Below are 19336 nucleotides of genomic sequence, written 5' to 3'. Positions count from 1 at the left end.
GGCAACGGTCGGTTGCGTCAGGCGCCGGCGACGATTCGGCGTTCCGGCGAAACGTTCGGATCCGGTTAGCCGGTACGGCTACCTTCCGCGCCATGCAGACCTCGCAGATCCAGCCGCTCGACCCGCCGATCCTGCCGGACGGTGGTGGTACGTATACCCACGGCACCCTCGTCTCCGGCGCCCGTCGAACGGTGTTCGTGAGCGGCCAGGTGCCGTGGGCGGAGCAGGGTGTGGTCCCACCGGATTTCGACTCCCAGTGCCGCCTGACGTGGCGGAACCTGCTCGCGGTCCTGGCCGAGGCGGGCATGGGCGTCCGGAACCTCGCCAAGGTCACGGTCTACCTCTCCGACCGCAGCCACCGGGAGGCCAACGGCCGCATCCGCCAGGAGATCCTCGGCGATCACATTCCCGCGCTGACCATCGTCATCACCGACATCTACACCGAGGAATGGCTGCTGGAGATCGAGGCGATCGCGGTAGACTGAGGATCTACGCGATGTTGGCGTCAAGCAGTTGCCAGCCCAGCGGCGTCAGCTCGTGCCGAGCATTGCGGGCCGACCGCACCGTCATCACCAGACCGTCCCGACGCAGCCTCGCCACGTGCGCCGATGCCGTCGACGGCGCGACGCCCAGCGCCGCGGCGACCTCCCCGGTGCCGAGGCCGGGTCGAGCCGCCAGGGTCCGCAGCAACACCGCACGATGCACGCCGAGCGGTCCCGCCAGCCGGCCGTCCGGCCCGGCGAAGCGCGCGCCGTCGCGCCAGAACTCCGCCGCGGTGCGCGCCGGATAGAACAGCATCGGCTGCTGCCGATCATTGAGTTGTCGGTGCACGCCGTCGGTGAGAAACATGCTCGGCACCAGCACCAGGCCCCGTCCGTCCAGCGCGTGATCCGCCGCCGGCGGTCCGGCGAACTCCAGGTACGGGTACCGCCATCGCACGAACTGCGGGCACAGCGTGTCGAGCATGGCCGCGACGCCGTGCCGGGCGGCCAGCCGCGCCCGGTACGAGACATCGGCTGCCAACTGTGCCTGCATCCTGGGCCAGTCGGCCGCGAGCACGGCGCGGTGCAGCGCCACGAACGACCGCTCGAGGATCCGCCGCCCCTCATCGGGGTGCTGGATCAGGTCGTCGACGACTGGCACGGTGCTGCGCAGCACGTCGGCGAAGGCGACCGTGTCCGCCATGACCGGCGCGGCCGGGTCGTCGAGCGCGGCGGAGAGTTCGTCCTCGAAGGACCACGGCCGCGCCGGTGGCTGCGGCGTCAGGAAGTCCGGCAGGTGTCGAGGATGCGCGCCGCAGAGCGCCAGCACCGGTCGCGCGGCGGCCGGAAGCAGCGGTCGCACGCTGTGCCGCCACCCGGCCAGCCCCGGCGGCGGATGACGTAGCCCCAGGCCGCGTGCGGCCTTCAGCACTTCCTGGAAGGGCATGATGGCGAAGCGGATCCGGCCCACATCCAGGCCGGAGAAGACCAAGCGCGGCACCCGGACCACGATAGGTCCGGGTGGGCTCCCGCGTCCTCCCGGTGCGGCCGGGTCGGTGACCCGGCCGCGCGAGTCGGGATCAGCGGTTGTTCGCGAGGTCGCTGCAGTCCGTCTCGTCGGGCAGCAGCGGCCGCAGGGTGACCGTCCAGCGCTTGCCCCCCGAGGTCCACGGGGTCGCCGCGCTGGCGTTCGCGGCGGCCGCGAGCAGCTTCGGCAGCGCGTCGCCGGTGACCGTCACGCAGCCCAGCCCGAGATCCTTGCCGAGTTCGCTGCCGCCCGGCAGCTCCGGCCCCGGCCAGGCCATCTCGGGCTGCTCGCCGGCCTCGCCGCCGGCGACCCACGACTCGGCCACCGCCGCGACGGAGGTCGGCGTGTACGCCTGGGTGCCCGAATCCACCGCTCCGGCGAGCGGGCCCGACGTACTGGTCAACGACTCCGCGAACGCCCGCAGCTTGTCCCGGGCCGCCCGCTGCTCGGCGGTCAGGCCAGACTCGGCGCCGCCCGCCTCGGCGAGGGCGTTGACCTCCATCTGTTCGACCCCCTGCTGGCCGAGCACGGTGAACCGGGTCGACGGCACGTCGGCCACCGGCGGTGTGCCGAGGTCGATCGTGCTGCCCACGCCGGCCGCCCGGGCCAGCGAGATCAGGTTCTCCACCGCGGCGGCACTGACCGTGCCGACCTGGAGGTTGGGCAGCGCCGGGCCGGGATAGATCAGGGTGACGGGCCCCTGGGTGAATACCCGCCCGTCGCCGTAGACACTGATGGTGGGAAGGCGGGTGGCCAGCATCGCTGGCGTCGTGAACCCGCCGGTGTAGTCCATCCGGAACACCACGGTCTCCGCGGAGTACGACACCTCCGGCGAACCGGAGTCTCCCCCCGCACCGATGGCACCACTCTGCTGTGCGCAGGCGGTGGAGGCCAGCAACAGCAACGGAACGACCGCCAGCCGCCCGCTTCGACGAATACTCATGCCGATCGGACGCGGACGGAGGTCTCAGCGTTCCCGCCTCCGCACGGGTCAGTTTGCGAGGAGCGACGGCGCGCCGGGTCTGGCGGCGGTCAGCGGGACGCGTCGGGGTGTCCGGGCATGCTGGAGCCTCCTCCGCTGCTGCCCGACGCCCCACCAGCCACGCCCGACCCGTCGTCCTCGGTGACCAGATCCGGCCGTACGCCGGTCTCCGTCGGGACCTCGGTGTCCGCCTCGACCTGGACCAGGCGGGCCTGGCCGGCATCGTCCTCGGCGTGTTCCGGATCGATCGGCTGCTCCCCCTGCCGCGTTCTGAAGCCCACGGTCGCCTCCCGTCGGTGCCGTCTCCGGTCGGCGATGGCTACCCCGGGACAAACTGGCGAAACGTGGGCGCGGCGGATCAGGGTCACCGGGCGGCTGGGTCGGCCGCCCCGATCAGGTGGTCGCCCCTTCGTGCCCGGCCGACGCCCGAGCGGCGGCCTGGGCCAGCAGCCACGGCAGGTAGGCGGCCCGACCACGCGCGTCACCGAGGACCGTCACCAGCATGATACTGTCGCCGACCCGCAGCACGGCTCGCTCGCCGGCCGCGTACGCCCCGTCGCCGATGCCGGGCAGCGGCTGCCCCTGGGAGTTGAGCCGCCAGAGCCACCGTCCCGCCGTCCCGCCCACCGCCTGGACGTTCAGCACGGGCCGGCCGTCGCCGACCGCGCGGAACTGGGCACCGGCCAGCGGACCCGGCAGATCGAGTCGTTCGGGGGCCCGCACCGGCAGGCCCAGTGCCTGCCCGACCTCGGCCACGGTGAACAGCGCCGCCGGCTCGACCGACCCGGCCTGCCCGCCGCGTCCCGTCATCGGCAGGTCATCGGTTCCGCCGGCCAGGGCCGGCTCGACCAACCGTCGCGAGCGGCCGTGCCCGACAACCGACATGCTGACCACCCGACGGCTCCAGGGCCGCACCCGGACCGTCACGGTGTCCCCGTCGTGGCAGCCGCCGGCCCACTGGCTGGGCAGGCCCCAGGCGGTGGTGCGGTCCCCGGTGCCGTCGTCCACCGCCAGGTAGTGCAGCCAGGGCCGGGCCGGCTGGTTCTCCCCCTGCGAGGTCGAGCGCCACACCTCCACCCACAGCACCTCGCCGGTGATGGTGCGCTCGGTGACGAGGTCCGCGACGCCGCGCACCGCCGTGTAGCCGCCGGAGACCAGCGCCAGCAACGCCAGGACGACGATGCCGTCGGCCACGAAGGTGAATATCCGCGATGCCTGATCGGTCGTGGACGGTACGAGGTCAAAGGAGCCGCCGAAGATCTTCAGCAGGAAGGCGCCGACCACGATGCTGATCGCCGCGCGGAGCAGCAGTTTCGGTAGCGTCTGACCGTAGCGCGCAAAGAACCGCGGGTAGCGTACCCGCACCCGGTGCCAGGTGCCGCCGAACGACGACCAGACCAGGCTCCGGTCGCCCATGCCGAGGTCGAGGACGGCGCTGGCCAGGCGGGTGGCACCGACCGCGGCACCGTAACCCAGGTACCGGTCCCAGATCGCCACCGAGGCCGGCGGCAGCTCGTCGAACTGCTCGTGCCCACGCAGCCAGTCCCGGACACCGAGCCATCGCGCCGCCACCTGACGGCCGAGGACCGTGTCGCGTTCGCCGGGCGACACCCCGGCGATGGTGCTGAGCACGGCGAAGGTGACGAAACCCGCGCCGAGACCAGGATTGTCGTCCTCCGGATGCCAGGTGCCGTAGTGGAAGGCGGCCAGGCCGACCCCGACCGCGGCGACCAACGCGGCGGCACCCAGCAGGGTGGTCACCGCCGGGCCGAAGCGCCGTCGGGACAGCCCGGCCGCCCGGGCGTCCGCGACGACCTGCGCCCGCAGCCGCTTGTTCCACGCCTTGGCCTGCGCCTGATCGCGGAAGGTCAGCGCGGTCAGCGGCAGCACGCCGTGCACCGCGAGCCCGCGCACCCGGTCGAGCACCCGGCGCTCGTACGGCCGCAGCCCGCCGTCGTCGGGTGGCGTCGTCGGCAGGTGCAGGGTGGTCTGCATCGGGTCGTTGCCCGGCTGGCGTAGCTCGATGAAGCCCCGGGCGGCGAGGTCGAGCAGCGTCGACTCGGCCGCGTCCTCGGTGACCGCCCAGCGGTTGACCAGCAGGCTGACCAGGGCGGGCGGCTCGGCCCCGAGTTCCATGGTGGCCGGCGCGGGCGTCGGACTGGCCGGCCGGGTGGACAGCCGGACGAGGCCGTAGACCACGAACCAGCCGGCGAGCGCCGCGACGCTCACCGCCAGGTCGAGAAGCAGGCGCGGGTCCATCAGTGCACTCGCCCGGTCAGAAGCGGACCTGGACGGAGGCGCGTTCGCCGTCCAGGGCCTCGAAGAAGTCCATCGCCCGGAACCCGCCGAGGCCGGCGATGAGGTTGGTGGGAATGGACTGCACGCTGGTGTTGAACGTCTGGACGGCGCTGTTGTAGAACTGCCGCGCGTACGCGATCTTGTCCTCGGTGTTCGCCAGCTCGCGTTGCAGGGCCGCGAAGTTCTGGTTGGCCTTGAGGTCCGGGTACGCCTCGGCCAGCGCGAAGAGCCGGCCGAGCGCCTGGGTGAGGATGTTCTCGGCGTCCGCACGGTCGGCCACGCCGGGTGTTCCGGCGGCGGCGATCGCGCCGGTGCGGGCGGCGACCACGGCCTCCAGCGTGACGCGCTCGTGCGCCGCGTAGCCCTTGACCGTCTCCACCAGGTTGGGGATCAGGTCGTACCGGCGCTTGAGCTGGACGTCGATCTGCGCCCAGGACGCCTGCACCTGGTTACGCTGGCGGACCAGGCGGTTGTAGGCGACCAGCGCCCAGCCGACCACGACCACCACCAGCAGGCAGAACAGCCCGCCGACGGCGCTCAGGATGACGCCTCTGCCCATCTGTGACCCCCGCACTGGATCTTCGTTCTGACGCGCGGGCGAGCTTCCCGGCTGGCACGAGCATGAGGACCGTGACCACACCGGCGCAATCGGGCGATCGGCTGGCAGGCGACCGGGGCGGTGGCGCTGGGGAGTCCCGATCGTGGAAAGGGCTCCGGCCCGGCGGAAACCGCCGGGCCGGAGCTCTGTGCCGTTGGCGGGTGCGATCAGCTCTCGTCCGCACCTGCCGTTGATCGGCCGTGGATCAGCTGATCCGCACCGAACCGGTGACCTGGCTGTCCCGGACGGTGGCGCCGATGGCGTCCACCGAGCCGTTGACCTTGCTCTCCACGATCGACACCACGGAGGCGCCGGAGGCGTGGACCGAACCGTTCAGGTTCGAGTTGAACACGATCAGACCGGCACCCGGGTTGACCTTGATCGCACCGTTCTGGGTCACCCCGTCGAAGCAGGTGACGCCGTTCTTGACGGTCAGGCTGCCGTTCTGCTTACCGCGCAGGACGGTGGTGCAGGCCGGGTAGCTGGGCTGCGTCTGCACGTTCAGCTCAGCGAAGGCGATCGCCCGGGCGTTGTTGGTCAGCGGGTCGTCCAGCTTTAGGACGTCCAGACCCTTCTGGATGTCGTTCGAGTAGATGTACCCGTTGTGGTAGTACGTCGACCAGGCCCCACCCAGCACGAGGCGGGTGTCCGAGAGCGGGCCCCGCTCCCAGTAGGCGATCTCGACCGGGTTGGCCGAGTCGGTGAAGTCGATCACCGAGACACCGCCCTGGTACCACGCCTGGACCATGATGTCGCGGCCCATCGCCGGGATCAGCGAGCCGTTGTGGGCAACGCAGTTCTCGGTGGTGCTGTTCAGCCGCGGGATCTTGAAGTAGCTCGCGAAGACCAGCCGACGGTCGGCACCGGTGCCGACGATGTCGTAGAACGCGTTCGCGCCCTGGTTGGTCCGGTAGTTGGCGGTGCAGATCGCCGCGCCGCCGCCGCCGAGCTCGTCGGTGAACATCACCTTGGTGCCGGCGTTGTTGAACGTGGCCGAGTGCCAGAACGCGAAGTTCGTGTCCCGGACCTCGCTCAGAATCACCGGGTTCACCGGGTTGGAGATGTCCATCAGCACGCCGTCACCCATGCAGGCGCCGGCAGCCAGGTCCAGCTCCGGGTAGACGGTGATGTCGTGGCAACCGCTGGTGTTGGTGTTACCGCCGCCCGGGAACAGAACCGGAGTGGCCACCACGGAAGCGCTGGTCGGGTTGGCCAGCGGCACGTCGATGATCGAGATCTTGTCGTGCGGCGGCTTGCAGTAGGCCGCGTTGTTCGACGGGCTGTACGACTGGACGTAGACGTAGACGCTCTTGTCGTCCTTGCTCGGCACCAGCGTCAGGGTGTGCGAACCGCAGTCGGTACGAACCGACTTGATGTAGCGCGGGTTCGCCTTGTCGCTGATGTCGAAGATCCGGACGCCCTCCCAGTGGGCGGCGTTGTTCACGGAGCCGCTGCCACTGCTGCACGAGTCGTCGCTCCGCGGCGAGTCGACAGCGAGGAACAGCAGGTCACCGAAGACAGCCGGGTCACCCTGAGCGCCGACGCAGACGACCTGGCTGACCACCTGCGGGGAGGTGGGGTCGCTGACGTCGAAGACGTTGAAGCCGTTGTAGTTGCCGGCGAAGACGTAGTTGCCCTGGAAGGCCAGGTCAGAGTTGTACGCCGACTCGCTGGCGAACCCGCCGAACTTCGGAACGTTGGCGATCTGCTGGAGGTTGGAGCTGCTGACGATCTCGTCAACGGCCGGAATGGTGTTCGCGGCTGCGCTGACGGGCGACGCCGCCCCGACGGCCCCGAGGAGCAGGGCGCCTGTGGCGGCCAGGCTGACAGCCAGCCTGCGGCTCCCTCGTGGGGTTGGTTTGAACATGTAGGAACACCCTTCGTTGTGCGTGAGCAGGGGTAGCGGGACGATAACCTGATCTGCCACTCAAATATTGTGACATGGATCACACATGGGAACTGCTTGTGATCACGGTTCAGCAACACCCGCTGTATCGCGGCGGCACGAATAGCCGCAGGCAGGGCCCAATGCCACCTTTTCACTGCCCATGATCCATTCGACACGCAACCGAGCCGCGCTAACATCCCGGCCAACCTCGGACGTACGGCAGGAGTCGAGTTGTGCTAGGTGAGTGGATCCGGGCGTTTTCCCGGCAGTCGCGGACGATCGTATTGATCGAGTTGGCCGTGGTCGCGGTGCTGGTCGCTGGGACGGCGGTGTTTGTCTGGTGGCCCGACAACGCCCCGAAGCCGGCGGCGACGGCCGCCCCGCCGGAGCTCGACCTGCCCGGTCTGCCGGACGCCACCGCGCCGGTGCTGATGCCCGGGCGTCCGGGCGAGTCGGCGACGTCCGTCCCAGCGAACGAGGTGCCGCCGATGCCGCGCCCGTCGCACAACAACGCCGACATCCGGTTCGTCACGATGATGATCCCGCACCACGAGCAGGCGCTCGTGATGGCCAAGCTGGTGCCGGACCGCGGAGAGAACGCGCAGCTCAAGCTCATCGCCGACCGGATCCTGGCGGCCCAGGAGCCGGAGATCAAGGTGCTGGAGGGCTGGCTGGCGGACCGGGGCCTGAACCGGAACTCCGGCGGCAGCCACGAGCACACCATGGGCGGCATGCAGTCGGCGGAGGCGCTGAACCGTCTCACCGACGCCCGCGGCGCCGAGTTCGACCGGATGTTCGTCAAGATGATGACCGAGCACCACCAGGGCGCGATCGACATGGCGGGCGAGGCGCAGGCGCTCGGCGTCGACCCCATCATCAACGAGTTCTCCACCAGCGTCATCGTGGAGCAGAACGTCGAGATCAACCGGATGCGCCAGGTGCTGGCGAACGGCAAGTAGCTCCTGCCTCGGCTGTCCACCGGCCCGGCGGTCCTCAAGTGTCGGTGGCAGCCGATAGCGTCCGGCTGACGCCGACGAAAGGGCTGCCATGGCCGAGACGACGCTGACTCCCGAGCGGGTCGACCTGCTGCAGTCGTTGCAGCTACACCGCTTCTTCCTTCGCAACACGGCCCGGAATCTGACCGACGAACAGGCCGGCCAGCGGAGCACCGTGAGCGAGCTGTGCATCGGCGGGCTGATCAAGCACGTCGCGGACACCGAACGGGCCTGGGTGGACTTCATCCTGGACGGTCCCGCGGCGATGCAACCGCCCGCCGATCCGGCGGCCTACGCGCGCCACGCCGAGTCGTTCCGGATGCTGCCGGGCGACACCCTGGCCGGCGTGCTCGCGGCGTACGACGAGGTCGCCAGCCGCACCGACGATCTCGTCCACACCCTGCCGGACCTGGACGCCAGCCAGCCGCTGCCCGAGGCGCCCTGGTTCGAGCCGGGCGCCCGCTGGTCCGCACGTCGGGTGCTGCTGCACGTCATCGCCGAGACCTCTCAACACGCCGGCCACGCCGACATCATCAGAGAGGCCATCGACGGCGCCAAATCGATGGGCTGACCGCGCCGCGCCGACCCGGATCGGCCCGGCGGGCCGGCGCGACAGACGTAGGAGTCATCGATGTAGATATTTAAACACTAGTCGGATGACCCGGCCCTGAGCTGCACCGTAGCGTCGAGGCGATTCACTTCGCACGGTCTTAATTACGGACCGTGACTGCTGGGGCGGAGCGTTGCGGACAACCCGTGGCGGGACCGCACCGGCGGTGGTGAATTGGCGCTCATGCCTTCCAACCCCCGAAGGAGCAGCGGTGCACCTGCATCCCCGTTCATCTCGTGGCCGACGCAACGCCGCGTTGCTGTTGTCCACGACCCTCGTCGTCTCTCTGACCTCGCTACCCACGCCCGCCTCGGCCGCGCCGGAGGAGGCAGCGGGTAAGTCGAACCCGATCTTCCTCACCGGCCCGAACGAAGGCGCCCCGGACAACATCGCCATCAACTACCTGCGGGCGAACCCGGTCCAGTACGGCGTGACCGCCGGCGACCTCAGTGACCTCGCCATCTTGTCGAAGTACACCAGCCGGCACAACGGCGTCACCCATGTCAACCTGGCCCAACGCCACGAGAACTTGGAGGTGTTCGGGGCCACGGCCACGGTGAACATCGCCAAGGACGGCAGTGTCATCTTCGTCGGTGACACGCTGGAGTCTGGCCTGTCGAAGAACGGGTCCGGCGCAGCCTCCTTGGACGCGGTCGAGGCGGTGGAGGCAGCGGCCGACGCGCTGGATCTGGCCGCGCCGAAGAACTCGCGGGTGATGAGCCGGGCCGGTGGCGCGGCGCAGAAGACCGTGGTCTCCGGCAGCGGGATCTCCGACGAGCCGATTCCCGCCAAGCTCGGCTGGCAGCCGACCGAGGACGGGCTTCGTCTGGCCTGGCAGTTGGTGATCGACGACTCCTCCGACGCCCACCTGTGGAACGCCACGGTGGACGCCGAGACCGGCGAGTTGCTCAACGCCGACGACTGGACCGTCCACCACGATGCCGACGAGCTCTCCGACAACCTGGACCGGATGGCGCCAGGGCGGGCCACGACGCTCAACGCCGAGGCATTCCACTCGCATAACCCGGTGCAGGATGGCTCGAGCTACAACGTGTACGCCGGCCCGGCCGAGAGCCCGAACGACGGCCCGCGCACCATCGTGACCAACCCGGCGGACGCGCTCGCCTCGCCGTACGGCTGGCACGACACCAACGGTGCCCCGGGTGCCGAGTTCACCACGACCCAGGGCAACAACGTCCACGCGTACCAGGACCAGGACAACAACAACGCGCCGGACTTCGGTAGCAGCCCGGACGGCGGGCCGAGCCTGACCTTCAACTTCCCGATGGATCTGGCGGAGCACGCGCAGAGCTACCGGGACGCGGCGACCGCCAACCTGTTCTACTGGAACAACATCATCCACGACGTCACGTACCAGTACGGATTCGACGAGGCGTCCGGCAACTTCCAGATGAACAACTACGGTCGGGGCGGCGTCGGCGGCGACTACGTCCGGGCCGAGGCCGCGGACGGCGGCGGCACCAACAACGCCAACTTCTCCACCCCCGCCGCCGACGGCGGCACCCCGCGCATGCAGATGTACCTGTGGCCGGGCAACCAGTTCGGCGCCCAGAACCAGATCGTGGTCGACGGCGTGGGCTCGTTCGACGCGACCTGGTCGCGGTTCAGCCCGGCACCCTCGGTCGCCGGCCTGCCCGGGCACGGGTTCGTGTACGGCGGCACCGGCTGCACCGCGGCGACCTACCCGAGCACGCTGCCGGGTGGTAACTGGATCAGCGTGGTCGACGGCGGCACCGTCGCCTGCACCTACCTGCAGCGCGCCCAGGTCGCCCAGTCGCTCGGCGCCAAGGCCGTGGTGGTCGCGCACAACGCCACCGGTGCCGCTCCGGTGCTGACCGGCGCCATGACCACCGCGCCGGTCGCCATCCCGGCGGTGGCGGTGACCCAGGCCGACGGCAACGCCATCAAGGCCGCGATCGCCGCCGGCGACGTCACCGGTTCGGTGCGCAAGCACCCGAGCCACCCCGGCATCCGGGACGGCGACTTCGACGCCGGCATCGTCATCCACGAGTACGGTCACGGCATCTCCAACCGGCTCACCGGTGGCCCCGGCATCAACTGCCTGAGCGGCAACGAGCAGATGGGTGAGGGCTGGAGCGACTACTACGCGCTCACCATGCTGCTCGACCCCAAGTTCGACACGGCCGACGGGGTGCGCGGCATGGGCCCGTACGCCCTCTTCCAGGACGACCGGAGCGGTGCCGGCATCCGGCCGCGGCCGTACTCCCGGAACATGGAGACCCAGCCGTTCACCTACGACAGCATTAAGACCGGTGGCTGGCTGAACGGCACCTCGCTGGCCGCGCCGCACGGCATCGGCCACGGCTGGGCCTCCGTCCTGTGGGACGTGACCTGGGACCTGATCGACCGGCACGGGTTCAACCCGAACGTGTACGACTCGTGGAGCACCGGCGGTAACAACCTTTCTCTCCAGTTGGTGACGGACGGGTTGAAGCTGCAGGGTTGTGGCCCGGGCTTCGTCACCGGCCGCAACGCGATCATCGCCGCCGACGCGGCGTTGACCGGTGGCGAGAACTCCTGCACCCTGTGGGCCTCGTTCGCCCGCCGCGGTCTCGGCTACAGCGCCGTCCAGGGCACCACCGCCCGCGACGACAACACCGAGGCGTTCGACACCCACCCGTCCTGCCGCAGCGACTTCATCGGCCGCACCGCCCAGCCGGCACTCAACACGTTCCCCGCCGGTGACGCCGCACCGATGAAGTTCAAGCTCGCCACCAACCGCGGCCTGGACATCCTCGCCAGCAACTCGCCGTACTCCCGCCTGGTCGACTGCGACACCCTGCGCACCGTCAACCCCAGCGGCCCGATCACGCCGCGGCCCACTCCGGTGGCAGCGGTCAACCCCGGCAACTCCAAGATGTCGGTCAGCGCCAACGGCCAGTACAACTACGTCTGGAAGACCGACCCCAGCTGGGCCGGCACCTGCCGCGAGTTCGTCCTGACCCTCGACAACGGATTCCAGTACCGCAGCTACTTCAAGTTCATCGGCTGACCCCTAGCCCCGATCCAAGGTAGAGCCCAGGGAGGGAGCGTTCCGCACAACGGAACGCTCCCTCCGTCTTTCCCAACGAAGGGAACACCTGTGCCTTCATCCCCCCGGAGATCCCGTGGTCGCCGCAGTGCCGCATTGCTGCTGTCCACGACTCTCGTCGTGTCCCTGACGTCGCTGACCTCGAACCCTGCCTCGGCTGCTCCGGAGGACGGTGGCGCGTCGAACCCGGTCTTCCTGACCGGCCCGAACGAGGGCTCCCCCGAAGCGATCGCCGTCCGCTACCTGCGCGGCAACCCCACCGAGCACGGCGTGACCACCGCCGACCTCGGTGACCTCAGCGTGCTGTCCAGCTACACCAGCCGCCACAACGGCGTCACCCACGTCAACCTCGCCCAACGCCACGAAAACCTGGAAATCTTCGGCGCCACCGCGACCGTCAACATCGCCAAGGACGGCAGCGTCATCTTCGTCGGCGACACCCTCGTCACCGGCCTTCCCGGCAACACCCCCAACACCCCCGACCTCGACGCCGTCGACGCGGTGGAGGCGGCGGCCGACGCCCTCGACCTGGCCGCCCCGAAGAACTCCCGGGTCATGAGCCGCGCCGGCGGCGCCGCCCAGCGCACCGTCGTCTCCGGCAGCGGCATCTCCGACGAGCCGATTCCCGCCAAGCTCGGCTGGCAACCCACCGACGACGGGCTCCGCCTGGCGTGGCAGCTCGTGATCGACGACTCCACCGACGCCCACCTCTGGAACGCCACCATCGACGCCGAAACCGGCGAGATGCTCGACGCCGACGACTGGACCAGCCACGACAGCCCGGCGGACCTGGCCAGCACGCTGGGCCGGCCGGAACAGCAGACCTCGGCCGTCGCCACCCAGACCGTCGCCACCCCGCAGGTCAGCTCGCCGAACCCGGTCGACGACGGGTCGAGCTACCTGGTCTACGAGTTCCCGAAGAACGACCCGAACGAGGGGCCGCAGACGGTGGTGACCAACCCGGCGGACGGGCTCGCCTCGCCGTACGGCTGGCACGACACCGACGGCGTCCCGGGTGCCGAGTACACCATCACCCGAGGCAACAACGCGTACGCCTACACCGACCGGGACGCCAACAACCAGGTCGACCCGGACAGTCCGGCCGACGGCGGGCCCAGCCTCACCTTCAACTTCCCGGCCGACCTCAACGAACACCCGCAGACCTACGCCCAGGCCGCGGTGGTGAACCAGTTCTACTGGTGCAACATCGTCCACGACATCACCTACCGGTACGGCTTCGACGAGCCGTCGGGCAACTTCCAGGTCAACAACTACGGTCGTGGCGGTACCGGCGGCGACGACGTGCTGTGCGAGGCGCATGACGGCTCCGGCCAGAACAACGCCAACTTCTCCACCCCTGCCGCGGACGGCGGCCGGCCGCGGATGCAGATGTTCCTCTGGCCGGGCAACCAGTTCGGCCTGCCGAACGCGGTGACGATCGGCTCGGGCTCCGCCGCCGCCACGTACCAGGCGGAGTACGCGCGGTTCACGCCCGCGCCGACGAGTGCCGGTTTCGGCGGCGACGTCGTGCTGGTCAACGACGGCGTGGGAGCGACCGGCGACGGCTGCACCGCGTACAGCCTGCCCAGTGGTGCGATCGCGGTGGTGGACCGCACCAGTTCCTGCAACTTCTACACCCAGGTGACCAACGCCGAGCAGGCCGGCGCCGCCGCAGTCGTGGTGGTCAACAACGTCGCGGGCGCCCCGGCGGTGATGGCTGGATCCATGAGCCCGCCCGTCGGCATCCCCGCCGTGATGGTGAGCCAGGCCGACGGCAACAGCATCAAGGCGGCGCTGCCGTCGTCCGGACGGGTGCACCGCAATTTGGACCGGCCGGCCATGCGGGACGCCTCGTTCCGTGCGGAGACGATCTTCCACGAGTACGGCCACGGGGTCTCCCTCCGGTTGACCGGTGGCCCGGGGGTCAACTGCCTCACCGGTGACGAGCAGATGGGTGAGGGCTGGAGCGACTTCCTCGCGATCGCCGCGCTGCTCAACCCGGCGATCGACGGCCCGGAAACCCCGCGCGGTTACGGGCAGTACGCACTGTTCCAGGACAGCCGGGTGGGTGACGGTTTCCGGCCGCGGCCGTACTCCCGGAACATGGAGCTCCAGCCGTTCACCTACGACAGCATCAAGACCGGTGGCTGGCTGAACGGCACGTCGCTGGCCGCGCCGCACGGCATCGGCCACGGCTGGGCGGCGGTGCTGTGGGACATGGCCTGGGATCTCGTCGAGCGGCACGGATTCAACCCCAAGGTGTACGAGTCGTGGAACACCGGCGGTAACAACCTCGCGATGCAGCTGGTCATGGACGGGTTGAAGATGCAGGGCTGCGGCCCCGGCTTCGTCACCGGCCGCAATGCCATCATCGCCGCCGACGCCGCCCTCACCGGCGGCGAGAACTCCTGCACCCTGTGGGCCTCCTTCGCCCGCCGCGGTCTCGGCTACAGCGCCGTCCAGGGCACCACCAACCGCAATGACAACACCGAGGCGTTCGACACCCACCCGTCCTGCCGCGGCGACTTCATCGGCCGTACCGCACAGCCGGGTCTGAACGCCTTCACCGCCGGTGACGCCGCGCCGATGAAGTTCAAGCTGGCCACCAACCGCGGCCTGGACATCCTCGCCAGCAACTCGCCGTACTCCCGCCTGGTCGACTGCGACACCCTGCGGACCGTCAACCCGGACGGCCCGATCACCCCGCGCCCCACCCCGGTGGCGGCGATCAGCCCGGGCAACTCGAAGCTGTCGGCCAGCGCCAACGGCCAGTACAACTACGTGTGGAAGACCGACCCGAGCTGGGCCGGCACCTGCCGCGAGTTCGTGCTGACCCTCGACAACGGATTCCAGTACCGCACCTACTTCAAGTTCAACCCGTAAACCCCGAACACCCACGGTAGAAGCCCGGGGGGAGCGTTCCGTTCGGAGCGCTCCCCCCGGGCCCTTTCCTGATTCCTCATAGCTGCGGTTCATCCCGGCGCCGGCAGGTCGGAGCTGTTGGGACGCGCCGCTGCCCCGCCTGTGCGTGTGTCGACGCCCGGCGGGAGCGCGGCGAGGCCCTAACGGCGGACCGGCACGGCGGAGGTCGGCCCGACCGGAGGCGGGAACCGCCGGTCACCCGCACCGCGGATACCGGTGTCGTGAAGGGACGGCAAAAGCCGTCGCCCCGGCCTGACGGCCGGGGCGACGGTGGTTACCGGAGATGTCAGCTACGCGGGACGTTCATCCGCTCGGGGATGAGCTCGTACCGCTCGGGGTCGATGTTGTCCAGCGTCCCGTCGGTGATCGAGTTGATGATCCCGAAGAGACCGTTCTCGACCTGCTTGGTGAGCATGCCGTGCTGCTTCTGACCCCAGGACTGGGTCTGTCCACGCGTCTCGAACAGGATCGTCGCGCTGCCCCGGAGGGCGAACGAGCCCAGCGCGGTGCCGGGCAGGTTCGTGTTCTGCGGGTACAGCGTCACCTTGCTCTGCGGCGAGTTGCCGGACTGGAGGGCGTCGTACACGGCGACGTTGACCCGGCGCGACTGGTCGTAGTCGAACTTGGGCCAGTTGCCGTGCTGGGCGGGGTTCGTGATGAAGCGCCCGGAGATCGACAGGGTGGTGAAGTCGTCCATCCCCACGCCGGTGTAGCAGGCCGCCTGGTTGTGCAGGTCGGCGAAGACGTCGACGGTCCCGAACTCCTGCTCCAGCGAGCGGTACACGTCGCGGGCGGTCTGCGCCTCCGGCGTGATGTACCAGCCGACGGAGGCGCTGTTGCCCGGGAAGTCAGCCGACTGCGGGACGTAGTCGAGGTTGGGGTTGAAGTCGCGGTTCACGTCGAACCCGCCGGTCCGGGTGTTGTAGTTCCAGGCGGTCCGGGCACCAGCGAGCTGCGGGAAGTCAGCGACGACATCGCTCCAGGTGCGGGCGTTCTGCCGGGTGTCCAGCTCGCCACCGTCCGGGTTGAGCTTCGGCACGGCGACGATGGTGACCGCCTTGCGGATCTCTCTGGACCGCTGCGAGTTGTTGCCGAGCGTACGCAGGGCGTCCAGCAGGGCAGCCGTGCCGTGCATCTCGTTGCCGTGGATCTGGCTCTGGATCAGGACGACGGTGTCACCCTCGCCGACCCGAGCCGTCCAGATCTCGCGGCCCTGGTTCGAGTAGCCGGCCACGTTGACGCTGACCGTGCCGTTGCTCGACTGCTCGATCGACTTGAGGCTCTTCCGGAGATCCTCATGGCTGATGAAGCCCTCGATCGACTTGTTACCGGTCTCGTTTCCGCAGTGCGACTCGAGGGGGTTTGCGGCTGCCGGACCGGTGAGTGCCACCGCCGCACCCGGGAGACCCATGAGTGCCGCGGCTGCGACCGCGAGGTGACGCTTGACCCGACTTGTTGGCATAGATCGACGCACGACTCAGCTCCAGAGTAGACGAGTTGGATCTTCCGCGCTCCGCCACCCTAAGCACAGTTCCAGACCGTCAGCAATAGATCATGAATCGTTTTTCCGCAGCTCAGCCCACATTTACCGGGCTACCGACAGGCGTAGGAGCCAGCAATCGAAATATTTGAACACTAGTCGGATGACCATCGGTGAGGTGCACCGTAGCGTCGATGCGATTCACTTCGCACGGCCTTGATTACGGGCCGTGATCGCCAGGGGTGGGGCGTTGCGGACAACCCGCGACGGACCGCTCCGGCGGTGGTGGATCGGCGCTTCATGCTGTCTTTTCAACCCCCGAAGGAGCAGCGGTGCCCCTACAACCCCGTCGATCTCGTGGCCGCCGCAACGCCGCGTTGCTGCTGTCCACGACCCTCGTCGCGTCCATGACGTCGCTCGTCGCGAAGCCCGCAATGGCCACGCCGGACGAGCCCGCCAAGCCGAACCCGATTTTCCTGACCGGCCCGAACGAGGGCTCCCCCGAAGCGATCGCCGTCCGCTACCTGCGCGGCAACCCCACCGAGCACGGCGTGACCGCCAGCGACCTCGGTGACCTCAGCGTGCTGTCCAGCTACACCAGCCGGCACAACGGCGTCACCCACGTCAACCTCGCCCAACGCCACGAGAACCTGGAAATCTTCGGCGCGGCCGCCACCGTCAACATCGCCAAGGACGGCAGCGTCATCTTCGTCGGCGACAGCCTCGTCTCCGGCCTCGCCGGCAACACCGGCACCCCCGACCTCGACGCCGTCGACGCGGTCGAGGCCGCAGCCGACGGGCTGGACCTGGACGCGCCGAAGAACTCCCGGGTGATGAGCCGCGCCGGTGGCGCGGCGCAGAAGACCGTGGTCTCCGGCAGCGGCATCTCGGACGAGCCGATCCCGGCGAAGCTGGGTTGGCAGCCGACCGAGGACGGGCTGCGCCTGGCGTGGCAGCTGGTGATCGACGACTCCTCCGACGCCCACCTGTGGAACGCCACGGTGGACGCGGAGACCGGCGAGCTGCTCAACGCCGACGACTGGACCAGCCAGCACGAGGGGGACGAGCTGTCCCACACCCTGGGCCACACGTCGGACCGTACGCTGGCGGCCGGCGCCGCCGGCCTCGGCACGCGCGAGCCGGTCCAGGATGGATCGAGCTACAACGTCTACGGTTACCCGACCGAGAGCCCGAACGACGGCCCCCGCAGTGTGGTGACCAACCCGGCGGACGCGCTCGCCTCGCCGTACGGCTGGCACGACACCAACGGCGTCCCCGGTCCCGAGTTCACCACCACGCAGGGCAACAACGTCCACGCGTACCAGGACCAGGACAACAACAACGCGCCGGACTTCGGCAGCAGCCCGGACGGCGGACCGAGCCTGACCTTCAACTTCCCGCTGGACCTGTCAGAGAACCCGCAGAGCTACCGGGACGCGGCGACCGCCAACCTGTTCTACTGGAACAACATCATCCACGACGTTTCGTACCGATACGGCTTTGACGAGGCGTCCGGCAACTTCCAGGCGAACAACTACGGCCGTGGTGGTGTCGGCGGCGACTACGTCCGGGCCGAGGCCGCGGACGGCGGGGGCACCAACAACGCCAACTTCTCCACCCCGGCCGCCGACGGCGGCACCCCGCGCATGCAGATGTACCTGTGGCCGGGCAACCAGTTCGGCGCCCAGAACCAGGTCGTCGTCGACGGCGTGGGCTCGTTCGACGCCACCTGGTCGCGCTACAGCTCGGCGCCGACCGTGGCCGGGCTGCCCGGACACCAGTTCGTGTACGCGGGCAACGGCTGCGCCGCTTCCGCGTACCCCGGTTCGCTGCCGTCGGGCGGCTGGATCGCGGTGGTCGACGGCGGCACCACCGCCTGCACCTACCTCCTGCGTACCCAGGTCGCCGAGTCGCTCGGTGCCAAGGCCGTGGTGGTCGCGCACAACGCCACCGGTGCCGCTCCGGTGCTGACCGGCGCCATGACCACCGCGCCGGTCACCATCCCGGCGGTCGCCGTCACCCAGGCCGACGGCAACGCCATCAAGGCCGCGATCACCGCCGGTACGGCTGCCGGCTCGGTGCGCAAGCACCCGAGCCACCCGGGCATCCGCGATGGTGACCTCGACGCCGGCATCGTCATGCACGAGTATGGTCACGGCATCTCCCTCCGGCTCACCGGTGGCCCCGGGATCAACTGCCTCGGCGGCAACGAGCAGATGGGTGAGGGCTGGAGCGACTACTTCGCGCTCACCACGCTGCTCGACCCGAAGCTCGACACGGCCGACGGCACGCGCGGCCTGGTGCCGTACGTCCTCTTCGAGAAGGACCGCACCGGCAACGGTCTGCGGCCGCGGCCCTACTCGCGGAACATGGAGCTTCAGCCGTTCACCTACGACAGCATCAAGACCGGCGGCTGGCTCAACGGCACCTCGCTGGCCGCGCCGCACGGCATCGGCCACGGCTGGGCCTCCGTCCTGTGGGACATGACCTGGGACCTGATCGACCGGCACGGTCTCAACCCGAACGTGTACGACGCCTGGAACACCGGCGGTAACAACCTCTCCATGCAGCTGGTCATGGACGGGTTGAAGATGCAGGGCTGTAACCCCGGCTTCGTCGTCGGCCGTAACGCCATCATCGCCGCCGACGCCGCCCTCACCGGCGGCGAGAACTCCTGCACCCTGTGGGCCTCGTTCGCCCGCCGCGGCCTCGGCTACAGCGCCGTCCAGGGCACCACCGCCCGCGACGACAACAGCGAAGCCTTCGACACCCACCCGTCCTGCCGCAGCGACTTCATCGGCCGCACCGCACAGCCGGCACTCAACACCTTCCCCGCCGGTGACGCCGCACCGATGAAGTTCAAGCTCGCCACCAACCGCGGCCTGGACATCCTCGCCAAGAACTCGCCCTACTCCCGCCTCGTCGACTGCGACACCCTGCGCACCGTCAACCCCACCGGCCCCATCACGCCGCGCCCCACC

The 19336-nt window shown here is 69.5% G+C and carries 12 protein-coding genes and 1 pseudogene; 6 read left to right on the top strand and 7 right to left on the bottom strand.

The genetic code is table 11. The annotated features are described in order from the left end of the window. The first annotated feature begins 92 nt into the window (after window positions 1-92). Window positions 93-485 carry a RidA family protein gene (locus C1I95_RS10540; RefSeq protein WP_111213614.1) on the top strand — a complete coding sequence of 131 codons (393 nt, stop codon included), beginning with the start codon at window positions 93-95 and terminating at the stop codon, window positions 483-485. A gap of 4 nt (window positions 486-489) precedes the next feature. Here C1I95_RS10540 and C1I95_RS10535 read toward each other — a convergent pair whose 3' ends face one another. From C1I95_RS10535 to C1I95_RS10510, 6 genes and pseudogenes are all read right to left on the bottom strand, one after another. Then, on the bottom strand, window positions 490-1482 hold the full coding sequence (locus C1I95_RS10535; protein ID WP_146605689.1) for a DUF5937 family protein: 993 nt from the start codon (window positions 1480-1482) through the stop codon (window positions 490-492). A 79-nt stretch (window positions 1483-1561) separates the two neighbouring features. Next, window positions 1562-2452 (bottom strand): hypothetical protein, encoded by an 891-nt coding sequence (locus C1I95_RS10530; RefSeq protein ID WP_111213612.1) that lies wholly within the window; start codon window positions 2450-2452, stop codon window positions 1562-1564. A gap of 89 nt (window positions 2453-2541) precedes the next feature. Further along, window positions 2542-2772, bottom strand: a complete 231-nt coding sequence (locus C1I95_RS10525) for a preprotein translocase YidC (RefSeq protein WP_111213611.1) — start codon at window positions 2770-2772, stop codon at window positions 2542-2544. A 112-nt stretch (window positions 2773-2884) separates the two neighbouring features. Then, entirely contained in the window at window positions 2885-4750 is a 1866-nt protein-coding gene (locus C1I95_RS10520; RefSeq protein WP_111213610.1) for a DUF2207 family protein, read from the bottom strand. 16 nt (window positions 4751-4766) lie between these two features. After that, entirely contained in the window at window positions 4767-5348 is a 582-nt protein-coding gene (locus tag C1I95_RS10515) for a LemA family protein (protein ID WP_111213609.1), read from the bottom strand. Between the two features lie 526 nt (window positions 5349-5874). Further along, window positions 5875-7254: pseudogene (locus tag C1I95_RS10510) on the bottom strand (LVIVD repeat-containing protein); the annotation flags it as partial. 305 nt (window positions 7255-7559) lie between these two features. Between C1I95_RS10510 and C1I95_RS10505 the strand changes: the two are divergent. The 4 genes from C1I95_RS10505 to C1I95_RS10490 all read left to right on the top strand — a co-directional run bounded on the left by C1I95_RS10505 (window position 7560) and on the right by C1I95_RS10490 (window position 14836). Further along, window positions 7560-8234 carry a DUF305 domain-containing protein gene (locus tag C1I95_RS10505; RefSeq protein WP_111213607.1) on the top strand — a complete coding sequence of 225 codons (675 nt, stop codon included), beginning with the start codon at window positions 7560-7562 and terminating at the stop codon, window positions 8232-8234. A gap of 88 nt (window positions 8235-8322) precedes the next feature. Then, the gene (locus C1I95_RS10500; RefSeq protein ID WP_111213606.1) at window positions 8323-8841 is read left to right on the top strand and encodes a DinB family protein; all 519 of its coding nucleotides are present in this window, start codon (window positions 8323-8325) and stop codon (window positions 8839-8841) included. A gap of 250 nt (window positions 8842-9091) precedes the next feature. Next, window positions 9092-11914 carry a M36 family metallopeptidase gene (locus C1I95_RS10495; protein WP_233513465.1) on the top strand — a complete coding sequence of 941 codons (2823 nt, stop codon included), beginning with the start codon at window positions 9092-9094 and terminating at the stop codon, window positions 11912-11914. Window positions 11915-12073: 159 nt separating this feature from the next. Continuing rightward, entirely contained in the window at window positions 12074-14836 is a 2763-nt protein-coding gene (locus tag C1I95_RS10490) for a M36 family metallopeptidase (RefSeq protein WP_233513464.1), read from the top strand. A 325-nt stretch (window positions 14837-15161) separates the two neighbouring features. Here C1I95_RS10490 and C1I95_RS10485 read toward each other — a convergent pair whose 3' ends face one another. Further along, the gene (locus tag C1I95_RS10485) at window positions 15162-16265 is read right to left on the bottom strand and encodes a M14 family zinc carboxypeptidase (RefSeq protein WP_199523684.1); all 1104 of its coding nucleotides are present in this window, start codon (window positions 16263-16265) and stop codon (window positions 15162-15164) included. Window positions 16266-16687: 422 nt separating this feature from the next. Between C1I95_RS10485 and C1I95_RS10480 the strand changes: the two genes are divergently transcribed. Further along, on the top strand, window positions 16688-19336 hold a 2649-nt coding region (locus tag C1I95_RS10480), incomplete at its 3' end, for a M36 family metallopeptidase (protein ID WP_233513463.1).

The sequence above is a fragment of the Micromonospora craterilacus genome (genome assembly GCF_003236315.1).
Taxonomy (GTDB): domain Bacteria; phylum Actinomycetota; class Actinomycetes; order Mycobacteriales; family Micromonosporaceae; genus Micromonospora; species Micromonospora craterilacus.
This window is presented reverse-complemented; position numbering and strand designations above follow the sequence as displayed.

Bases quoted from the DNA above. Each gene is read 5' to 3' on its own strand.
- C1I95_RS10540 (WP_111213614.1), top strand. From the start codon at position 93: ATGCAGACCTCGCAGATCCAGCCGCTCGACCCGCCGATCCTGCCGGAC.
- C1I95_RS10530 (WP_111213612.1), bottom strand. From the start codon at position 2,452: ATGAGTATTCGTCGAAGCGGGCGGCTGGCGGTCGTTCCGTTGCTGTTG.
- C1I95_RS10520 (WP_111213610.1), bottom strand. From the start codon at position 4,750: ATGGACCCGCGCCTGCTTCTCGACCTGGCGGTGAGCGTCGCGGCGCTC.
- C1I95_RS10515 (WP_111213609.1), bottom strand. From the start codon at position 5,348: ATGGGCAGAGGCGTCATCCTGAGCGCCGTCGGCGGGCTGTTCTGCCTG.
- C1I95_RS10500 (WP_111213606.1), top strand. From the start codon at position 8,323: ATGGCCGAGACGACGCTGACTCCCGAGCGGGTCGACCTGCTGCAGTCG.